Annotated in this window: 16 protein-coding genes, 1 pseudogene and 1 riboswitch; of the genes and pseudogenes, 4 read left to right on the top strand and 13 right to left on the bottom strand. The window is 63.7% G+C overall.

The annotated features are described in order from the left end of the window. Nucleotides 1-8: 8 nt before the first annotated feature. Nucleotides 9-965 carry an ABC transporter substrate-binding protein gene (locus ASC86_RS14285; RefSeq protein ID WP_056322150.1) on the bottom strand — a complete coding sequence of 319 codons (957 nt, stop codon included), beginning with the start codon at nucleotides 963-965 and terminating at the stop codon, nucleotides 9-11. Continuing rightward, the gene (locus ASC86_RS14280; protein WP_056322148.1) at nucleotides 962-1,741 is read right to left on the bottom strand and encodes an ABC transporter permease; all 780 of its coding nucleotides are present in this window, start codon (nucleotides 1,739-1,741) and stop codon (nucleotides 962-964) included. Before ASC86_RS14280 ends, ASC86_RS14285 begins: the two co-directional genes overlap by 4 nt. 104 nt (nucleotides 1,742-1,845) lie before the next feature. Beyond that, nucleotides 1,846-1,948: riboswitch (TPP riboswitch) on the bottom strand. Between the two features lie 203 nt (nucleotides 1,949-2,151). On the opposite strand from ASC86_RS14280, the gene ASC86_RS14275 reads away from it, so the two are divergent. Further along, the gene (locus tag ASC86_RS14275; protein WP_056322145.1) at nucleotides 2,152-2,856 is read left to right on the top strand and encodes a L,D-transpeptidase; all 705 of its coding nucleotides are present in this window, start codon (nucleotides 2,152-2,154) and stop codon (nucleotides 2,854-2,856) included. A gap of 27 nt (nucleotides 2,857-2,883) precedes the next feature. On the opposite strand, the gene ASC86_RS14270 is transcribed toward ASC86_RS14275, so the two are convergent. Next, nucleotides 2,884-3,348 (bottom strand): Lrp/AsnC family transcriptional regulator, encoded by a 465-nt coding sequence (locus ASC86_RS14270; RefSeq protein ID WP_056322142.1) that lies wholly within the window; start codon nucleotides 3,346-3,348, stop codon nucleotides 2,884-2,886. Between the two features lie 134 nt (nucleotides 3,349-3,482). Here ASC86_RS14270 and alr point away from each other — a divergent pair, with 134 nt between their 5' ends. Further along, a complete protein-coding gene (gene alr, locus ASC86_RS14265) occupies nucleotides 3,483-4,613 on the top strand; it encodes an alanine racemase (RefSeq protein WP_056322140.1) in 1,131 nt (376 codons plus the stop codon). 18 nt (nucleotides 4,614-4,631) lie between these two features. After that, a pseudogene (locus ASC86_RS14260) lies at nucleotides 4,632-5,897 on the top strand (D-amino acid dehydrogenase); the annotation flags it as partial. Between the two features lie 147 nt (nucleotides 5,898-6,044). On the opposite strand, the gene ASC86_RS14255 reads toward ASC86_RS14260, so the two are convergent. Continuing rightward, nucleotides 6,045-6,767: an aspartate/glutamate racemase family protein gene (locus ASC86_RS14255; protein ID WP_056322135.1), complete on the bottom strand. Its 723-nt coding sequence runs from the start codon at nucleotides 6,765-6,767 to the stop codon at nucleotides 6,045-6,047. A 20-nt stretch (nucleotides 6,768-6,787) separates the two neighbouring features. Beyond that, nucleotides 6,788-7,417: a flavin reductase family protein gene (locus ASC86_RS14250; RefSeq protein WP_056322132.1), complete on the bottom strand. Its 630-nt coding sequence runs from the start codon at nucleotides 7,415-7,417 to the stop codon at nucleotides 6,788-6,790. Between the two features lie 129 nt (nucleotides 7,418-7,546). Between ASC86_RS14250 and ASC86_RS14245 the strand changes: the two genes are divergently transcribed. After that, complete coding sequence (locus ASC86_RS14245; protein ID WP_056322130.1) at nucleotides 7,547-8,224, top strand: GntR family transcriptional regulator; 678 nt, start codon at nucleotides 7,547-7,549, stop codon at nucleotides 8,222-8,224. Between the two features lie 218 nt (nucleotides 8,225-8,442). On the opposite strand, the gene ASC86_RS14240 is transcribed toward ASC86_RS14245, so the two are convergent. The 8 genes from ASC86_RS14240 to ASC86_RS14205 all read right to left on the bottom strand — a co-directional run bounded on the left by ASC86_RS14240 (nucleotide 8,443) and on the right by ASC86_RS14205 (nucleotide 18,471). Then, the gene (locus ASC86_RS14240) at nucleotides 8,443-9,432 is read right to left on the bottom strand and encodes an oligopeptide/dipeptide ABC transporter ATP-binding protein (RefSeq protein ID WP_056322127.1); all 990 of its coding nucleotides are present in this window, start codon (nucleotides 9,430-9,432) and stop codon (nucleotides 8,443-8,445) included. Continuing rightward, the gene (locus tag ASC86_RS14235) at nucleotides 9,429-10,412 is read right to left on the bottom strand and encodes an ABC transporter ATP-binding protein (protein ID WP_056322124.1); all 984 of its coding nucleotides are present in this window, start codon (nucleotides 10,410-10,412) and stop codon (nucleotides 9,429-9,431) included. The genes ASC86_RS14240 and ASC86_RS14235 overlap by 4 nt, the downstream gene beginning before the upstream one ends. Next, complete coding sequence (locus ASC86_RS14230; RefSeq protein WP_056322120.1) at nucleotides 10,405-11,892, bottom strand: amidohydrolase family protein; 1,488 nt, start codon at nucleotides 11,890-11,892, stop codon at nucleotides 10,405-10,407. The genes ASC86_RS14235 and ASC86_RS14230 overlap by 8 nt, the downstream gene beginning before the upstream one ends. Then, nucleotides 11,892-13,085: an amidohydrolase family protein gene (locus ASC86_RS14225; RefSeq protein WP_056322118.1), complete on the bottom strand. Its 1,194-nt coding sequence runs from the start codon at nucleotides 13,083-13,085 to the stop codon at nucleotides 11,892-11,894. Before ASC86_RS14225 ends, ASC86_RS14230 begins: the two co-directional genes overlap by 1 nt. Nucleotides 13,086-13,089: 4 nt before the next feature. Beyond that, on the bottom strand, nucleotides 13,090-14,049 hold the full coding sequence (locus tag ASC86_RS14220) for an ABC transporter permease (protein WP_056322115.1): 960 nt from the start codon (nucleotides 14,047-14,049) through the stop codon (nucleotides 13,090-13,092). Between the two features lie 19 nt (nucleotides 14,050-14,068). Further along, nucleotides 14,069-15,037: an ABC transporter permease gene (locus ASC86_RS14215; protein ID WP_056322113.1), complete on the bottom strand. Its 969-nt coding sequence runs from the start codon at nucleotides 15,035-15,037 to the stop codon at nucleotides 14,069-14,071. A gap of 269 nt (nucleotides 15,038-15,306) precedes the next feature. Next, nucleotides 15,307-16,806, bottom strand: a complete 1,500-nt coding sequence (locus tag ASC86_RS14210) for an amidohydrolase family protein (RefSeq protein WP_056322110.1) — start codon at nucleotides 16,804-16,806, stop codon at nucleotides 15,307-15,309. A gap of 93 nt (nucleotides 16,807-16,899) precedes the next feature. Beyond that, nucleotides 16,900-18,471 carry an ABC transporter substrate-binding protein gene (locus ASC86_RS14205; protein ID WP_056322107.1) on the bottom strand — a complete coding sequence of 524 codons (1,572 nt, stop codon included), beginning with the start codon at nucleotides 18,469-18,471 and terminating at the stop codon, nucleotides 16,900-16,902. Nucleotides 18,472-18,618 lie beyond the last annotated feature (147 nt).

Raw genomic sequence — 18,618 nt, 5'->3', positions numbered from 1 at the left:
GTCGCCGGCTACTTGCCCACCTGAACCGAAATCTCCTCCACTGCCGGCGCTTTCTCGATCAGCCCCATCTCCTGCAGGAATGCGCCAAACCGCGCATAGCGCCCGGCATCCAGCGCCGCCGGCCGCTTGGCGAAACGCGGCAAGGTGTCGAAGAAAGCTTTCCTGTTCAGCTCGTTGTCGAGATCGGGATAGGCCTTGATGAACAACGCCCAGGCCTCGGCCGGATGATTGGTCATGAAGATCGAAGCCTCCTCGACCGCTTCGAGGAAACGCGGCAGCCGGGTATCGGCGGCCAAATCCTTTCGCGTCACGAAGACGAGTTCGTCATAGGCGGGAACGCCGTGTTCCTCGGGGAAAAAGGCGGTTCCCTCATGCCCCTCCAGCTTCATCTGCGTCAGCTCGAAATTGCGGAAGCCGCCAAGCGTCGCATCGACCTTGCCCGATATCAGCGAGGGCGAGAGCGAGAAGTTGACGTTGATCAGCTCGACATCCTCCTTCTTCAACCCTTCCGACGCCAGCATGCGGGTCAGCATCGCATCCTCGAAGCCGGAGACGGAGAAACCGACTTTCTTGCCCTTCAGGTCCTTGAGGCTCTTGATCGGCCCGTCCGCCAGCACCGTCACCGTATTGAGCGGCGTCTCGACCAGCGTGCCGAAGCGAACCAACGGTAGGCCTGCCGCGTGATCGAGATAGAGATTGGGCTGATAGTGAATGCCGATATCCGCCTGCCCGGCCGAGACAAGCCGCGGCACGGCAGAAGGATCGGCCGGCGGGATCAGCTCCACCTCCAGCCCCTCGCGGGCAAAAAGGCCGCGCTGCTCGGCAATCACCATCGGTGCATGATCGGGATTGACGAACCATTCGAGCAGCACCGTCAACTTGTCGGCAGCATTGGCGGAAACGGGGATAGCAAGGCTTGCGGCGGCCAGAAATCCGGCAAAAAGTCGGGAAACGGCAGATGTCATGGGGTTCTCCGGGAAGGTTTTTTGGAAAATGCAGGATCGGCCTCGCGCGCCCAGGGCGCGATGCCGGCCGTCAGCCGCTCGACGAGAAGCCGGAGCGTGACGGCAAAGAAAGCGAGGATCGCCATAGCGGCAAAGACGGTATCGGTCTGCATGCGCGCATTGGCCTGCACCATGACAAAGCCGAGCCCGGCGGACGCCCCCACCCACTCGCCGACGACGGCTCCGAGCGGCGCAAGCGGGGCCGCGACCCGTAGCCCCGAAACGAGGCTCGGCAGCGCCAGCGGCGCACGCACCTGCGCCAGCGCCTGCCAATGGCTGGCCTCCGTCAGGGACACGGCATCGAGAATATCGCCATCGGTGCGGCGCAGGCCATCACCAAAGGCTGAGGCGACCGGAAAGAAAATGATGATCGTCGTCATCGCTACCTTCGAGGCCATGCCGAAGCCGAACCACAGCACGAGAAGCGGTGCCAGCACGAAGACTGGCAGCGCCTGCAACACGACGATGACCGGCCAGACCAGCCGACCGGTGCGCGGAAAGGCGGCAATCGCAAAAGCCGTCGCCGCCCCGAGAACTGAGCCGAGCGCCAGCCCGACGACGATCTCCGACAGGGTCACCAGCCCCTGCCCCATCAGGAAGCCGGGCTGGCGCAGGAAGGCAGCCGCCGTCTCCACCGGCGACGGCAAAATATAGCGCGGCGGCGCAAAGGCCATGACGCCGAGCTGCCAGCCGGCAACCAGCAAGGCGAGCCCCCCACCGGCATGGGAAAGGCGCATCGCCGTCAGCCTCGCCGGAAAACCGGAAGCAAACGCGAAAGGGTATTGTTCATCGATCGATCTCCAATGGAGACCCAGGTGAAGCGGAGAAGAAAAGGGGAGCCTGCAGCGCCGGTTTCCGTCCCTACGCCGGCATGACCCGGATCAGGTTCAAGGGTCCGGCTCACCGCCATCTCAGCATCGTTCGATGCCCCCCTCGGAATGCCGGCGACCCTGTCCGCTTTCGTGCCGCCTGTCAATGGAGGAGAGCGGCGGATGTAGCATCCTTGCCACGCCGGCGAAGTTGTTTGTCGTCATCCCATGGCGATGACGCCGATGTGATCGACCCCCGGCTTGCCACCGCAAAGCATATGTTCTCACAAGCATGGATGACCGGAAACACCGGACACCATTTGAAAGAAACTGCTGAAATGACTATCGAAAATAAGCTTTCGCGCAGAAGCTTCGTTCTTGGCGGTCTGTCGCTGACGGCCGCTCTCGCCGGCTGCACCACGAACACGCCGGGCGGCGGCCCTGCCCCCGTGCCGACCCGCGTCAGCCGCCCCATCGTTCCGCCGGCGCAGGCCGAACTCGCCTCCATGTATGGCCCTGTGGAAGACGGGGGCTTTTCCATTCCGGCCATACCCTTCGAGCAGGTCGATCCCCGTTTCTATCGCCAGCGCGTGCCTGACCCGACCGGCGAAGCGCCCGGCACCGTCGTCGTCGATACGCCAACCCGTTTCCTCTATGTGGTCGAGCCCGGCGGCACGGCGATGCGCTACGGCGTCGGCATCGGCCGCGATGGCTTCTCCTGGCAGGGCGAAGGCGTGATCCACTGGCGTCAGGCCTGGCCGCGCTGGAAGCCGCCGAACGAGATGGTCGCCCGCCAGCCGAGCCTCGAGCGCTACTCCATCGCCAATGGCGGCATGGAGCCTGGCCTGAAGAACCCGCTCGGCGCCCGCGCGCTCTATATCTTCCAAAACGGTCAGGACACGCTTTACCGCCTGCATGGCTCGCCGGAATGGAAATCGATCGGTAAGGCCGTCTCCTCCGGCTGCGTGCGCCTGATGAACCAGGATGTCATCGATCTCTACGACCGCGTGCCCTACAAGGCCCGCATCGTCGTGCGCCAGTAGCGGATCGGCGATAGCGGTCGCGTGTCGCTATCGCCGCCCCCTCGGCCGGGTCGCGAGCACGTTGCGGATCGCAAAGCTCGAATGGATGCGCAGCACCCCCGGCAGCGCCGAGAGGATTTCCTTGTGGATGCGCTCGAACTCGCCGGCGTTTTCCACCTCCACCCGCAGCAGATAATCCGAGCCACCCGTCATCAGGAAACATTCGCGGATTTCCGGGTGTTTGCGCACGGCCGCCTCGAAGCGGTCGAGATGATCCTCCGTCTGCCGCTCCAGCGTGATGTTGATGATCACGGCGATGGAAGCCTCGGCATTGGCGGCATCGACCAGCGCCGTATAGCCCTTGATAATGCCCGCCTGCTCCATGATGCGGATGCGCCTGAGACAGGCGGACGCGGACAGCCCCACCTCCGCCGCCAGCCGCGCATTGCTCATGCGCGCATCGAGCCGCAGCAGCCGCAGGATGCTGCGATCGATCTGATCGATCGAGGCCATGGCAATAATCTCCGAAAATTCGTCGTTTCGTTCAAAAATCACAAATAGACACAACAATCAATCACACTTTGCTTGGCAATTGCGCGATCGTTTCAATACACTTCCGCACCAGCGAGGTGGTCCGGGAGGGCAGCATGGACAAGAGCATCGTCAACTCCGGGATCGGCCAGACCGATGCGCCCGGCGCAACCGGCTATCTGGATATCGACCTTGGCGCTCTCTGCCGCAACTACCGCAAGCTTGCAGGCCTCCTGACGCCGGCCCGCGCCGCAGCCGTCGTCAAGGCGGATGCCTATGGGCTTGGTGCGGTCAAGGTTTCGCAGGCGCTCTATGGCGAAGGCTGCCGCCATTTCTTCGTCGCCCATTTCATCGAAGCGACACGGCTGCGCCCTTCTCTTCCCGCCGATGCCGCCGTCTTCGTGCTGGGCGGCCTGCTGCCGGGCAACGAAACCGCCTGCGCCGAAGGCAACATCATCCCTGTCGTCAATTCGCTGGAACAGTTCGAACGCTGGGCGGCAACCGCCCGCTCGCTCGGCCGCACACTGCCCGCCGTGCTGCAATTCGACACCGGCATGTCGCGCCTCGGCTTCCCGCCGCAGGAGCGTGCCGCCCTTTCGGCCGCGCTGCAGGAGACTTCCGATCTCGATATCCTCTTCGTCATGAGCCATCTCGCCTCGGCCGATGAAGCAACGAGCGCGCAAAATGCCAGCCAGCTCTCCGAAATGCGCTTTATCGGCAGGGAATTTCCGGGCCTCGATATCTGCTTTGCCAATTCGGGCGGCGTCTTCCTTGGCAATGATTATCACGGCGTGCTGGCGCGGCCGGGCATCGCTCTTTACGGCGGCGCGCCCTATGGCGGCGGCGAAAACCCGATGGAGCCGGTGGTGCATCTTTCCGTCGCCGTCACCCAGACGCGTACCGTGCCGGCCGGCGCCCTCATCGGCTATAGCGGCACCCATGTCGCGGCCAGCGAAATGCGGCTCGCCACCATTGCCGCCGGCTATGCCGATGGCCTGCCGCGCAGCCTCAGCTCGCGCGGGGCGGTCTATTACGACGGCGTGCGCCTGCCGATCGTCGGCCGCGTGTCGATGGACAGCACCAGCATCGATATCTCGGCGCTGCCGCCCGAGACACTGTCGCTCGGCAGCCTCGTCGAAGTGCTGGGGCCGCACCAGACGCTGGAGGACATCGCCCGCGATGCCGGCACCATTTCCTACGAGATCCTGACCGGGCTCGGTTCCCGTTATCATCGCCACTATCGCTGAGCCGCAAGCTGCGATCCCTTCCAAGAGGTTTCCATGAAAGTCATCGTTCTCGGCGCCGGCATCATCGGCGTCACCACTGCCTACCAGCTTGCCAAGGCCGGCCATGAGGTCACGGTCGTCGACCGCCAGCCCGGCCCGGCGCTGGAAACGAGCTTCGCCAATGCCGGCGAAGTCTCCTTCGGCTATTGCTCGCCCTGGGCCGCCCCCGGCATTCCGCGCAAGGCGCTGAAGTGGATCTTCATGCAGCACGCACCGCTGATCCTGCGGCCGAAGGTCGATATGGCGATGATCCGCTGGATGCTGCAGATGCTATCGAACTGCACCTCGTCCCGCTATGCGATCAACAAGAGCCGTATGCTGCGGCTTGCCGATTACAGCCGCATTTCGCTGGCGGCCCTGCGCGAAGAAACCGGCATCACCTATGACGAGCGCATGCAGGGTACGCTGCAGCTCTTCCGCACCCAGCAGCAGCTCGACGCCTCGGCCAAGGACGTGAAGGCGCTCGCCGCCGACGGCATTCCCTATGAAGTGCTGGATCGCGACGGCTGCATCCGTTCGGAACCGGCGCTCGCCCATGTTCGCGACAAGATCGTCGGCGGCCTTTTGACACCCAAGGACGAGACCGGCGACTGCTTCAAGTTTTCGAATGCGCTGGCGGAAAAGGCAAAGGCGCTCGGCGTCCGCTTCAACTATGGCAGCATCATCCGCGGGCTCGATGTCGACGGCGACCGCATCCGCGGCGTCGTCACCGCGCACGGGACGCTTGAGGCCGATACCGTCGTCGTTGCGCTCGGCAGCTTCTCGCCGCTGCTCGTGCAGCCGCACGGCATCCGCCTGCCGGTCTATCCGGTCAAGGGTTATTCGTTGACCATCCCGATCACCGACGCCTCGCGCGCCCCTGAATCAACGGTCATGGACGAGACCTACAAGATCGCCATCACCCGTCTCGGCGACCGCATCCGCGTCGGCGGCATGGCCGAGATTTCCGGCTACACCAACGACCTCGGCGAGCCGCGCCGCCTGACGCTGCAGCACTCCGTCACCGACCTCTTCCCCGGCGGCGATGTGTCGAAGGCAAGCTTCTGGTCGGGGTTGCGGCCGATGACGCCGGACGGCACGCCGGTCATCGGTGGAACGAAGATCAAGGGCCTGTTCCTCAACACCGGCCACGGCACGCTCGGCTGGACGATGAGCAGCGGCTCGGCGCGGGTGATCAGCGATCTCGTCTCGGGAAGGAAGCCCGAGATCGACGCCACCGATCTGGCTATCGCGCGGTATGCGTGAGCAGATAAATATCTGAAATTATTTTCCTTCCGTCATGCTCGGGCTTGTCCCGAGCATCTTCCAGCCTCTCCATTCGTGAGGGTATGCTGGAAGATCCTCGGCACAAGGCCGAGGATGACGACAGGGTGGGAGCCACTACCTACCGGCTTACGCGCAGGCCGCCATCTTCGTTTCCTTCACGCGCGGATAGTCGTAGGAATTGACCTTCGACGTCGCATAGCCGGCCCCGACCAGCGCTTCGGCGAGCTTGATCGCCGCCGTCACGCCGTCGATCACCGGAACGCCGGTCGCCTCGCGCAGCCGATCGCAGAGCGCCGACATGCCGGCGCAGCCGAGAATGATGGCTTCCGCCCGGTCTTCCTTCTTCGCCAGCTCGATTTCGCGGATCAGCAGTTGTTCGGCCTCCATCGGGTTCTCCTCGAGGCCGAGCACCGGCAGATCGATCGCCCGGACATTGCGGCAATGGTGGCCGGCGCCGTATTCGTGCGCCAGATCCTCGATGATCGAGATCGAGCGCGGCAGCGTGGTGATGATCGAGAAGCGGCGGCTGATGGTCATGGCCACCTGAACGGCCGCCTGACAGATGCCGATCACCGGCCCGCGCGCCACTTCGCGCGCCGCATGCAGGCCGGGATCGTCGAAGCAGGCAATCACATAGGCATCCACGCCCAAGCGCTCGCCCTTGCGGACCTCGTCAAGCATGGCCGGCACGGAGACGGCCTCGTCGGCGACGCCCTCGATGCTGACCGGCGTGGTCGTCGGATTGACGGCGGAAACATCCGTATCCTGGTGCTTGACGCGCAAGGCGCTTTCCAGCGCCTGGGCGGTCATCGACGCTGTGGAATTGGGATTGATGATGCGGATGTGCATGAAATGAACCTTCTTCGCCCTTACTTGCCCTGCGGCTTGATAAAATCGGTGATCGGCGGGGCCTTCAGGACGAACTGGCGATCGGAGGTGACGTAGTTGTCGGCGTGCAGGCGGGCGATCGGCTGGTAGCGCTCGGGATCGACATAATGCCCCTCGGCATCCATGCATTCGCGATGCACGTGCATGTGCACGACTTCGCCGAGAACCAGCGTGCGGCGCGGATACTCGATCAGCCGCTCGACCCGGCATTCGAAGACGCAGGGCGATTCCGCCGCATAGCTGGCATCGATCTGCTTGCAGGGCGTGGCGGTGAGTCCCGCCATGGAAAGCTCGTCCACTTCGCTGTCGAAGCCGAGGCCGCAGACCAGCATGTGCTGCGAGATCGTCATGTCGACCATATTGATGGCAAATTCCCCGGTGCGGCGGATATTGGCCGTCGTATCCTTCTCCTCGCCGGACAGGCGCGGCTGGATGCCGAGCACGACGATCGGCGGATCATGGGAGAAGACATTGAAAAAGCTCATCGGCGCCGCGTTGTTGTGGCCGGCCTCGGAGCGGGTCGTCACCAGCGCAATCGGCCGCGGTCCGATGAAGTTGGTCAGCAGGCGATAGCGGCTTTGCGCCTCAAGCGCGGTAAAGTCGAATTCCATGGTTTTACCCCGATCTATAATCTACAATATGATTTCATATTGTTGACAATTCTGCAATCAAAATCCTATTGTTGCAGTTGACTTTTCCCGCCGCATCACGCTTGTTAAAGACAACGGGGAGTGAATTTGATGACCGAGCAAACCGGCTCGTCCACACAGCAAATTGTCGAGAAAGTCTGGCTGTCCATCGCCGAACGCCGGCTGCGTCCGGGGGTCCAGCTGAAGGAAGAGCAGCTGGCGGCCATCTTCAACGTCAGCCGCGCCCGCATCCGCCAGGCCCTGACCGTGCTGGAGCGCGACGGCCTCGTCACCATCATTCCCAATCGCGGCGCCTTCGTTTCCAAGCCCTCCGTCGAGGAAGCCCGCGACGTGTTTTTCGTGCGCCGCACGGTGGAGCGCTGCGTCGTCGAGCGCCTGTGCAAATCGGTCTCCAAGGCCGATCTGAAGCGCCTGCGCGAGCATGTCGCCAGGGAGCGGGTCGCCAATACCCAGGATGTCACCACCGATATCATCAAGCTCTCCGGTGGTTTCCACCTGTTGCTGGCCGAGACGGTCGGCTCCGACTTCCTGTTCACCACCATGCGGGACCTGATCTCCCGCTCCTCGCTGATCACCGCCGTCTACCGCAACACCAACCGCTTCAACTGCGGGCCGGACGAGCATGCCGAAATCGTCGAGGCGATCTCCGCCAACGATGCCGACAAGGCGACCCACCTGATGGCGCATCATCTCGAACACGTCGAATCCGAACTCGACCTCAGCGAAATCCGCGACCTTTCCCACGACCTGCGCGCCGCGCTGGCGTAAGCTCCTCTCCTGTCCCTTTCCCCTGCCGTGAGAAGATTGGAAGCGAGAGGGTCCCGCGTATCCCTTCTCCCCGCCTGCGGGGAGAGGGTGGCCGACAGGCCGGATGAGGGGCAGTACCGCGATCTCTGCCGGTGAAGAGGCTTTCCCGCCCCTCACCCTAGCCCTCCCCCCGCACGCGGGGAGAGGGGACGAGCGAGATTGCCGCCCCTGTCGCCACCTCAAGCAGGCACAACCTCATCCGTTGCGAGATGGCAGGCGACGCGCGTGCCTGACGATAGCGTGCGCACGGCCGGCACTTCCGCCGAGCAGCGCGCGGTCGCCATCGGGCAGCGCGGATGGAAGGTGCAGCCCGACGGCGGCTTTAGCGGGCTCGGCACTTCGCCGCCCGCAAGCTCCCGGTCGCGCTGCGGCGCGGCGATGTTGGGAATGGTCTGCAACAGAAGCTGCGTATAGGGGTGGCGCGGGTTGGCGAAAAGCTCTTCCGTCTCCCCCTCTTCGACGATGCGCCCGAGATACATCACCGCGATGCGATCCGACATATGGCGCACGACGCTCATGTCGTGGCTGATGAAGAGATAGGTCAGCCCCAGTTCGTCCTGCAGCCGGCGCATCAGGTTCAGCACCTGCGCCTGCACCGAAACGTCGAGCGCCGAGGTCGGCTCGTCGCAGACGAGGAATTCCGGCTCGCTGGCAAGGGCGCGGGCAATCGAGATGCGCTGCCGCTGGCCGCCGGAAAACTCGTGCGGGAATTTCTCGCCGTCCGAGGCCGAAAGGCCGACGGTGCGCAGCAGTTCTTCCACGCGCTCGGTCACCTCGGCCGCCGTCTCGCGCAGCTTCAGCTCGCGCAGCGGCTCGGCGATGATGTTCTTCACCCGCCAGCGCGGGTTGAGCGACGCATAGGGGTCCTGGAAGATCATCTGGGCGGACAAGGGCGCACCCTTGCGGCCCGGCGCGAAGCGGATCTCGCCGGCGCTCGGGTTGAACAGCCCGGTCACCAGCCGCGCCACGGTCGACTTGCCGCAGCCGCTTTCGCCGACGATGCTGAGACAGCCGCCGGCCGGCACGGTGAAATCGATACCGTTGACGGCCTGTACGAACTGGCGGGGCTTGCGCTCGATGACGCGGTTCAGCCAGGGGGCGGAAACGTCGAAGGTCTTGGACAGGCCGCGAACGGTGAGCGCCGGCGCTTTCTGAGCGGATACGGTCATGCGGTTCCTCCTGCATTCATCCAGCAGGCGCTGGCGCCATCGCCGACAGCGGTGAGTTCGGGGCGTTCGCGCAGACAGCGCGGGCCGGCGGAGCGACAGCGCGGATTGAAGGCGCAGCCGGTCGGAATGGCATCGAGCCGCGGCATCGAGCCGTCGATCTGGTTCAGCCTTTCCACCCGAGCGCCGAGCGACGGGATCGAGGCCATCAAGCCTTGCGTATAAGGATGGCGCGGCGCATGCAGCACCTGCTCGACCGGGCCGATTTCGATGAGGCGGCCGGCATAGAGCACGGCGACGCGATCGGCTGCTTCGGCGATGACACCCATATCGTGAGTCACCAGCATCACGGCCGTCTGCTTCTCCTTGCAGAGTCGACGCAGCAGCGAAATGATCTGTGCCTGGATCGATACGTCGAGCGCCGTCGTGGGCTCGTCGGCGATCACCAGCTTCGGGGAAGCCGAAAGTGCGAGCGCGATCACCACGCGCTGGCGCATGCCGCCGGAAAACTGGTGCGGATAGTGGTTGACCCGCTCTTCTGGCGAGGGAATGCCGACATCGCGCAAAAGCTGTATCGCGCGCGCCCTAGCCTCGGTTTTGCCGAGCGACAGATGCTGGCGGATGGTTTCGGTGAGCTGCGCGCCCACCGTGAACAGCGGGTTGAGCGAAGTCAGCGGGTCCTGGAAGATCGCGCCGATTTCGCGGCCGCGGATCTTTTCCATTTCCTTGTCGCCGAGCGTATCGATGCGGCGCGTGCCGAGCCAGATTTCACCATCGGCGATGTGGCCGGGGCGTTCGAGCAGCCCCTGGATGGCAAGGCCGGTCATCGACTTGCCGGCCCCGGATTCCCCGACCACGCCGAGGATTTCCCCGGCGCGGATCGAAAGGCTGACATCGGACAGCGCCGTCACCGTGCCGCGACGGCCCGGAAACTCGACCTTCAGGTTGCGGACATCGATGACCGCCTGTTGTGCTTCACCCATTTGCGTCCACCTCGATCGGATAGCTCGGCGGGAAGATTTCCGAAACCGGGGGATTGGCCCAGCTTCGCTCGGGATATTTGGCGATCAGCCCGTCATACTGGGCCTGTGCCCGAATGCGGGCCCTCTCCATGTCGATGCCCGCGACCTTGCGCGACAGCATCGAAACGCGGCCATCGACGAAGACGGCGCGGGTAACCTTGCCCGAACCGCCGGTGACCAGCGTCGTGATCGGATCGATCGACGGTGCCATGACCGCGTCATCGAGATCGAAGACGGCGATATCGGCACGCGCACCCGGCGACAGGTGGCCGAGGTCACTACGGCCGAGCGCACGGGCGCCACCGATGGTAGCGGCATCGAAAAGATCGGCCGAACGCAGCTTGTCCGGTGCGCCATCGGCGATGCGGCCGGTGATCAGGCCGGTCAGCAGGTTCATCCACATATCCGCAGGCGTCGTGTCCGTGCCCATGGCGATGTTGATGCCCTTCTCGCGGCAGGCGGAGAAGGAATTGAGGATGCTGCCGCCGCGGCCGGAAACCAGCGGGCAATGGACGATGGAGACACCGTTTTCCGCATAAAGCCCGAGGTCTTCTTCCGTCGCATTGGTGGCATGCGGCGCAATCAGCCGGTCGCTGAGCAGGCCGGCCTTGGCAAGCCAGACCGGCGCCGTCGTGCCATGCAGCTTGCGCACCGTCTCGACTTCCATCGCCCCCTGCGCCATGTGCAGGCGGAACTTGCAGCCGAGATCGCGGGCGGCTGCATCCGTTCGCTGGATCAGTACCAGTGTCGAAGTCTCCACCCGGTCAGGCGCCAGCATGCCGCGCACGAGATCGCCGTGACGGCCGTTCTGCCGCTCGATATAGGCGATGGCATCCTTAAGGCCCTGGAAGCCGCGTTCCTCGTCAAACACCGGCACCATGCGGCCCGGCTCTTCCAAAACCATGCCGCCGGAGCGGTAGGCGGGGCTGAGATAGACACGCAGGCCGAGATCGCCGGCAGCATCGGCCGCCGCATCGAATTCGGCGACCGTTTCGCCCCATTCGCGGTAAAACAGCGAGGCGATCGGCGCGGCCGTGGTGATACCGTTCAGGAGCAGTTGGCCGAAGGCGAAGCGCTTCTGGAAGGCCAGCTCTTCCTGGCTGTACATTTCATAAGGACCGGCCTCGACATAGGAGCGCGGCCAGACGCGGCCCTTGGCCCAGCCCGGATGGTGGTCGATGCCGAGAATGGTGGTGTCGAGATCCGACAGCGCATCGAGATCGATCAAGCCGGGGCTGATCAGCGCGTTGCCGAAATCGATACGGCGGGCGACTTCGCCGGGGAAACGATGGCCGACGAACAGGATTTCGCCGTTTTCGAACACGACTTCGCCGTTGCGCAGCAGACGGTGGCTGCCGTCCTTATGGCCGACAACCCAGCTTGCAGTGATGAGCGTGCGGCCTTCGGGACGACGGCCGAGATCGAGAGAAATGTCGCTCATCACGGCATCTCCACGATCGCCTTGCCCTGACGGGCAACGACGCGACCACCCTTGACGACCAGCGGCCGCGGCGCGATGTCAACGACGGCATGGGCGAGCGTTTCGCCGGTCAGCAGCGTGAAGTCGGCATTGCAGCCGACATCGAGGCCGTAACCTTCCAGTCGCATGACATCGGCGCCGCCCTGGGAGACGACGTGCAGCACGTGGGCCAGCTCGTGATCCGAGCGCAGGCCGTTCTTCATGCCGATGATCTTGGCGCGGTCGAGCATGTCCGGCAGGCCCCACGGACCCCAGGTATCCTGAATACCGTCACAGCCGCCGCCGACGCGCACGCCGGCTTCCTTGAGCCGCATGATCGAGGGCACGCTGGCAGACGGTGCGCCCGTGGTCAGGATCGCGACGTCGAGGCGGGCGATCTCTTCGATCAGCTTGCCGACGCGGACATAATCGTTCATGCCGAGCGCGAAGGCGTGGCTGATCGCCACCTTGCCTTCCATGCCGTTGGCGCGGATGCGCTCGAAAATCAGTTCCATCGTGAAGGCGCCGAGATCGCCGGCCTCATGCAGATGGATGTCGATATCGACGCCGTGCTTGACGGCGAGTGCGAAGAGAATGTCGAGCTGGCCCTTCGGATCGCGGTCGATACCGCAGGGGTCGATGCCGCCCAGAACTTCGCAGCCCTGACGCAGGGCTTCATCCAAGAGTTCCACCGTGCCCGGCATGACCATGACGCCGGACTGCGGGAAGGCGACGATCTCGATGTCGATGATGCCCTTCAGCGAATCCCGCGTTTCCCAGACGCCCTCGACGATCGAGAGGCCGTGGGTGGTGTCGATATCGACATGGCTGCGGATGTGGCTGGCGCCATGAGCCGCAAGGCCGATGGCATGGCGCATCGACTGGCGGTGCGGATCGATGCCGATTTCCAGACGGTTTTCACGTTCGTAATCGATGCGGCCCCGCAGGATGGCGGCGCGGTTGTTGACATGCCAGGGCATGCCCCAGGTGGTCTTGTCGAGATGGGTGTGGGCGTCGATCAGGCCCGGCGCGACGATCGCGCCATGCCCGTCTTCCACGGCCATGCCGGCTTCGGGCTGATAGCTGCCGAGACCCGCGATCTTGCCGTTCTTGATCAGGATGTCGCAGCTTTCGCCGGCCATCGGCCTGACATTGCGGAGAAGAAGATCGTGCATGGGCTTACCTCAGTTTCGGATTAAGGGCATCACGCAGCCAGTCGCCGAGCATGTTGACGGTGACGACCAGCAGGCAGAGTTGAATGACGGGGAACAGGACGATCCACCAGGAACCGGAAAACAGGAACTGGTTGCCGATACGGATCAGCGTGCCGAGCGACGGCTGGGTCGGCGGCATGCCGATGCCGAGGAACGACAGCGTCGCTTCGGTCAGGATCGCCATGCCGAAGTTCAGCGTGGCGGCGACCATGATCGGCGTCAACGTGTTGGGCAGGATGTGCAGCATCATGATGCGGCGGGCCGGCACGCCGATGAGCTTCGCCGCCGAGACATAATCCTTGCCGCTTTCGACGATCGCCTGGGCGCGCACCGTGCGGGCATATTGCACCCAGGCGGAAAGTGCGATGGCAAGCACCAGCACCGCCGACGCCCCGGCCTCGCGCAGATATTCCGGCAGCATCTGCCGCACGACGGTCGAGACCAGAATGGCGACGAGGATGGTCGGGATCGACAGGGTGATGTCGCCGATACGCATCAAGAGGTTATCGGTGAAGCCGCCGAAATATCCGGCGACGAGGCCCGCAGCCATGCCGATCACCAGCGACAGCACCACAGAGGCGACGCCGATGACGATGGAGATGCGCGTGCCGTAGAGGATGGCGGAGAGCATGTCGCGCCCCTGCGTATCCGTGCCGAGCAGATAGGGCCATTCGCCGTCTGCCGCCCAGATCGGCGGCAGCTCCGCCTTCCACATATCGAGCGAAGCGCCGTCATAAGGGTTCTGCGGAGCGATCAACGGCGCGAAGATCGCAGCGAGGATCAGGATCGCCAGCACCAGCGCGCTGATCTGCGCCGCCCGGCTCTGGGTGAAGGACCACCAGACATCGCTGTTGCGGATGCGCTTCAGGAGCGGCGGACGGGCAGGCTTTGCCGTTGGCTGCGTGGCCGTTTGCGGAAGGGTCATCGAACCGGTCCCCTTTGAGTTAGCGTGCCGTGCGCAGACGGGGATCGATGACCGCATAGGCGATATCGACCAGCGTGTTGAGCACGACGAAGATGAAGGAGATGATGCAGAGATAGGCGGCCATGACCGGGATGTCGAGGAAGGTCACGGCCTGGATGAACAGCATGCCCATGCCCGGCCACTGGAACACGGTTTCGGTGATCAGCGCAAAGGCGATCAGCGAGCCGACATTCATCGCCGTCATGGTGACGACCGGCATCAGACAGTTGCGCAGCGCATGGCGGAAATAGATACGCCAGCGCGGAATGCCGCGGGCACGGGCGAACTTGACGAAATCGGAGCGCAGCACTTCCAGCATTTCCGCACGCACCAGCCGCATGACCAGCGTGATCTGGTAAAGCGACAGCGCGATCGAGGGCAGGATCAGGGCGGCGCGGCCGGACGAGGTCAGGAAGCCCGTAGACCACCAGCCGAGCTGCACCACGTCACCCCGCCCGAAGGACGGCGCCCATCCCAGGATGACGGCGAAGACGAGGATAAGCAGGATGCCGACCACGAAGCTCGGCAGCGACACCCCGACAATGGAGAGGAATTGCAGGCCCTCCGTATACCATTTGCCGCGTTTGATTGCGGTGATCACCCCGAGCGGCAGGCCGACGATCAGCGACAGGAAGGTCGCGACCAGAACCAGCTCCAGCGTCGCCGGGAAGCGTTCGGCGATCAGCGGCAGCACCTTCTGGCCGTTGCGGTAGGAAACGCCGAAATTGCCCTGGGCCGCATCGCCGACGAAGCGGACATATTGGGTGATCAGGCCGTCATTCAGGCCGAGCCGCTCGCGCAGCGCATCCTTGTCGGCTTGCGACGTCTGCTCGCCCACCATCAGCTCGACGGGGTCGCCCGCCAGCCGGAAGATCAGGAAGGCGAGCAAGGCGACGGCAAGCATCACCAGGATCGCATTCCCGAGGCGCTTGATGATGAAAACCAGCATGGGAACCTCTCGGTTTCAAGCCACCTTCGGCAACGGCCGGACGGCTCGATCAATCACGTCAAAAGCTGGAAGACTGGCGCCGGAAAAACACGGCAATGACCCGAGCAAACTTGAGACCCGGCCGCAGCAGCCTCCGCCGCCGCAAACGAGCGCCCCTCAAGCGCACAACCTCCCTTTATTCTTATTGCGGCCTATTAAGACATGCCCTTCAAATTTGTCAACCGGATTGTAGACAATATTGGCGTAAGTATGCCGGGTTTTCCCCCGCATTATTCTCCCGCCTGCCCTCTCCACAGCGGAAAAGCCGGCGAAAACAGCGTCTCGACCGGTGGATGCTGCCAGCTCCTGTCCGGATATTTGGCGACGAGCCCGTCGAACTGGCGCTGGGCCTGTTTGCGGGCTTCGACCATATCGATTCCCGCAACCCGCCCCTCGCGCATGGAAAGCCGGCCATCGACGAACACGGCCTGCGTCACCTTGCCGGAACCACCCAGCACCAGCGTCGTGATCGGGTCGACGCTCGGGGTCATGGTGAGATCGTCGAGACGGAAGACGGCGACATCGGCGCGCGTGCCCGGCGCCAGCCGGCCGATATCGTCGCGGCCGAGCGCCCTCGCCCCGCCCAAAGTCGCGGCCTCGAACAGATCGGCGGAAAACACCGCGTCGGATTTCTTCTCGCTGATGCGGCAGGCGACGAGACCCATCAACAGGTTCATCAGCATATCCGGCGGCGCCGTATCCGTCGCCATGCCGATATTGATGCCGAGCCTGCTGCAGGCCGCGAAGGAATGAAGCACGCTGCCCATGCGCGCCGAAACCATCGGCGAATGGGCGATGGAAACGCCATGTTCGGCGTAAAGTCGAAGGTCATCGTCCGTGGCATAGGTGCCGTGCGGCGCGATCAGCCGCTCGCTGAGCAGGCCGTGGCTTGCCATCCAGCCCGGCCCGGTCGCGCCGTGCAGGGTCCGCATGGTTTCGAGTTCCGCCGGCCCCTGCGCCATATGCAGCCGCACCCGGCAATCGAGATCATCGGCTGCCGCCATGCTCCACTGTAAAAGCTCCAGCGTACAGGTCTCGACGCGATCCGGCGCGAGCATGCCGTTGACAAGACCACCGTGACGGCCGTGCTGCCGCTCGATGAAGGCGATCGCATCCTTCAGGCCGGCAAGCCCCCTCGCCTCGTTGAAGACAGGAACCATCCTGCCCGGCGCTTCCAGCACCATGCCGCCGGAGCGATAGGCCGGGCTCAGGAAAACCCGAAGCCCGAGTTCGCCAGCCGCATCCGCCGCCGCGTCGAACTCCGCGACCGTCTCGGCCCACTCACGATAATAGAGCGAGGCGATGGGGGCCGCCGTGGTGACACCATTCAGAAGCTGGAGGCCGAAGGAGAATTTCTTCTGGAAGGCCAGTTCCTCCGGGCTGTACATTTCATAGGGACCGCGCTCGACATAGGAGCGCGGCCAGATGCGGCCCCTCGCCCATCCCGGCTGGTTGTCGAGAACCAGCGTATAGGTATCGAGATCGGAGAGCGCATCGAGATCGATCAGGCCGGGGCTGATGAGCGCCGTACCGAAATCGATGCGGCGGGCGACTTCGCCCGGAAAATGCGGCCCGGCATAGATCACCGCGCCATCCTCCATCACCATCTCGCCGCGCGGCACCAGCCGGTGGCCGCCCTCATGCCAGGCCAACAGCCAGTCGGCTGTCATGAGCGTGCGGCCGGCCGGCCGTTCGCCGAGGATGAGCGTCTGGAGGATATCGGACATCATGGCATTCCCGCTGATTTCATCGAACCATATGAAAAGAGCGCCTCATGCGGTCATGAGACGCTCTTTTCCAATCAAACAGTCAGGCGAAAAGCCTTACTTCGGGCCCATCTGGGTCAGCCACTGGCGCGGCTTGTTGTCGGCGCGGAAGTCGATGCTCTTGATGTCACCGAGCATGGCCCAGGCGATCGGCTGCTGGTGCAGCGGGATCAGCATGACTTCATCCTTGGCGATCTTCAGGGCCTGGCCTTCGATCGCGATACGCTTGGCGTTGTCCGGCTCCTGAGCGGCGGCTGCGACCAGCTTGTCGAGTTCCGGGTTGGACCAGTTGCCGTAGTTCGACACGCCCATCGCACCCTGCTTGGTCGACAGCACCTGCGCCAGCAGCGAATAGGCATCGAGCGTCGGCTCGTTCGCCCAGCTGAGGTTGAACATATCGGCCTTGCCGGCGCTGCGCTTCGGGGTCTGGACGGCGCGCGGAGCGATATCGATCGTCGGATTGAAACCGCCACGCTTCATCATGTTGGCGATACCCGAGCAGATATCTTCCTCGTTGATGCTTTCGTCGTTCATGCAGGTATAGGTGAAGGCGAGATCCGACTGGCCGGCTTCCGCCAGCAGCTTCTTCGACAGTTCCGGATCAGCCGGCTGGTAGGTGTCGAGCGACTTGTCGTAGCCGGAGATTTCCGGTGCGATCAGCGAGCCGGACGGACGGGCAAGCCCGCGCATGACCTTCTTGTTGATCAGGTCGCGGTCGACGGAGGCTTCGACGGCCTGGCGAACGCGCAGGTCGTTGAACGGGTTCTGGCGGCCGTCTTCCAGCTTTTCCTTGCGGTTGAAGTTGAGGAAGACCGTGCGCAGTTCGGTGCGCTTCTTGACCGTGACGCCCGGCGAGGATTCAAGACGCGGCAGGTCCTGAATCGGTGCACTGTCGATCAGATCAATTTCGCCGGAGAGAAGAGCGGCAACGCGGGTAGCGGCAGAAGCGATCGGCACGAATTCGATGCGGTCGAGATTGTGCTTCTTCACATCCCACCAGGCGTCGTTGACGACGAGAACCGTCTTGCTGTCCGGCACGCGGCTTTCGAGCTTGAACGGGCCGGTGCCGTTCGTGTGCATGGTGGTGTAGCCTTCGGTCTTCGTGGCGACGTCCGTCGGCTTTTCGCTGTTGTTGGCCTTCAGCCAGCCAGCGTCGAAGATGAAGATGTTGGTGATGTCGTTGAGGAACAGCGAGGTCGGTGCGGTGACGGCGATATCGACCGTGTAGTCGTCAACCTTGGTCACACCGGCATAGAGCGGGATGTTGCCGCGCAGCGGCGAGGTCTTGTCGGAAACGCGGGTGAAGGACGCGACCACGTCGTCGGCCGTGAAATCGGCGCCGTCGTGGAACTTGACGCCCTTGCGCAGGGTGAAGCGCCAGGTCTTGCCGTCGTCGCTCAGCTTCCACTCGGTGGCAAGCGCAGGCTCGATCTGGAATTCCGGCCCGTAGCGCACGAGGCCTTCATAGATGTGGTTGAGGAACGCGAGGTTCGAGGTCGACGGCACCGAATAGGGGTCGAGCGAATAGAGGTCAGCGCGGCCACCCCAGCGGAGCGTCTCAGCGCTGGCGGGGACGGCGATGGCAGCCGCGGCCATCGCGGCAAGAATGAAACGTTTCATACGGGACATATTTCCCCCCTTTTTGGGATCGTTGACAGACCTGGGCGTCCGGGGCCTTCAGGCTGTCGGGAGTATTGTTTCGTCCGCGACTATTGTCAATGATATTGTTGACAATTATCGTATCCGAAATTTGCGATAAAAATCGCCAATCTTTTC

This window comes from Rhizobium sp. Root1212, from assembly GCF_001424985.1.
In the GTDB taxonomy this organism is placed as follows: domain Bacteria; phylum Pseudomonadota; class Alphaproteobacteria; order Rhizobiales; family Rhizobiaceae; genus Pararhizobium.
The sequence above is the reverse complement of the archived record's forward strand: the minus strand, read 5'-3'. Positions and strand labels throughout refer to the sequence as shown.

Excerpts from the sequence above, each read along its gene's own strand:
- ASC86_RS14285 (WP_056322150.1), bottom strand. The coding sequence starts at position 965 with ATGACATCTGCCGTTTCCCGACTTTTTGCCGGATTTCTGGCCGCCGCA.
- ASC86_RS14280 (WP_056322148.1), bottom strand. The coding sequence starts at position 1,741 with ATGCGCCTTTCCCATGCCGGTGGGGGGCTCGCCTTGCTGGTTGCCGGC.
- ASC86_RS14275 (WP_056322145.1), top strand. The coding sequence starts at position 2,152 with ATGACTATCGAAAATAAGCTTTCGCGCAGAAGCTTCGTTCTTGGCGGT.
- ASC86_RS14270 (WP_056322142.1), bottom strand. The coding sequence starts at position 3,348 with ATGGCCTCGATCGATCAGATCGATCGCAGCATCCTGCGGCTGCTGCGG.
- alr (WP_056322140.1), top strand. The coding sequence starts at position 3,483 with ATGGACAAGAGCATCGTCAACTCCGGGATCGGCCAGACCGATGCGCCC.
- ASC86_RS14255 (WP_056322135.1), bottom strand. The coding sequence starts at position 6,767 with ATGCACATCCGCATCATCAATCCCAATTCCACAGCGTCGATGACCGCC.
- ASC86_RS14250 (WP_056322132.1), bottom strand. The coding sequence starts at position 7,417 with ATGGAATTCGACTTTACCGCGCTTGAGGCGCAAAGCCGCTATCGCCTG.
- ASC86_RS14245 (WP_056322130.1), top strand. The coding sequence starts at position 7,547 with ATGACCGAGCAAACCGGCTCGTCCACACAGCAAATTGTCGAGAAAGTC.
- ASC86_RS14240 (WP_056322127.1), bottom strand. The coding sequence starts at position 9,432 with ATGACCGTATCCGCTCAGAAAGCGCCGGCGCTCACCGTTCGCGGCCTG.
- ASC86_RS14235 (WP_056322124.1), bottom strand. The coding sequence starts at position 10,412 with ATGGGTGAAGCACAACAGGCGGTCATCGATGTCCGCAACCTGAAGGTC.
- ASC86_RS14230 (WP_056322120.1), bottom strand. The coding sequence starts at position 11,892 with ATGAGCGACATTTCTCTCGATCTCGGCCGTCGTCCCGAAGGCCGCACG.
- ASC86_RS14225 (WP_056322118.1), bottom strand. The coding sequence starts at position 13,085 with ATGCACGATCTTCTTCTCCGCAATGTCAGGCCGATGGCCGGCGAAAGC.
- ASC86_RS14220 (WP_056322115.1), bottom strand. The coding sequence starts at position 14,049 with ATGACCCTTCCGCAAACGGCCACGCAGCCAACGGCAAAGCCTGCCCGT.
- ASC86_RS14215 (WP_056322113.1), bottom strand. The coding sequence starts at position 15,037 with ATGCTGGTTTTCATCATCAAGCGCCTCGGGAATGCGATCCTGGTGATG.
- ASC86_RS14210 (WP_056322110.1), bottom strand. The coding sequence starts at position 16,806 with ATGATGTCCGATATCCTCCAGACGCTCATCCTCGGCGAACGGCCGGCC.
- ASC86_RS14205 (WP_056322107.1), bottom strand. The coding sequence starts at position 18,471 with ATGTCCCGTATGAAACGTTTCATTCTTGCCGCGATGGCCGCGGCTGCC.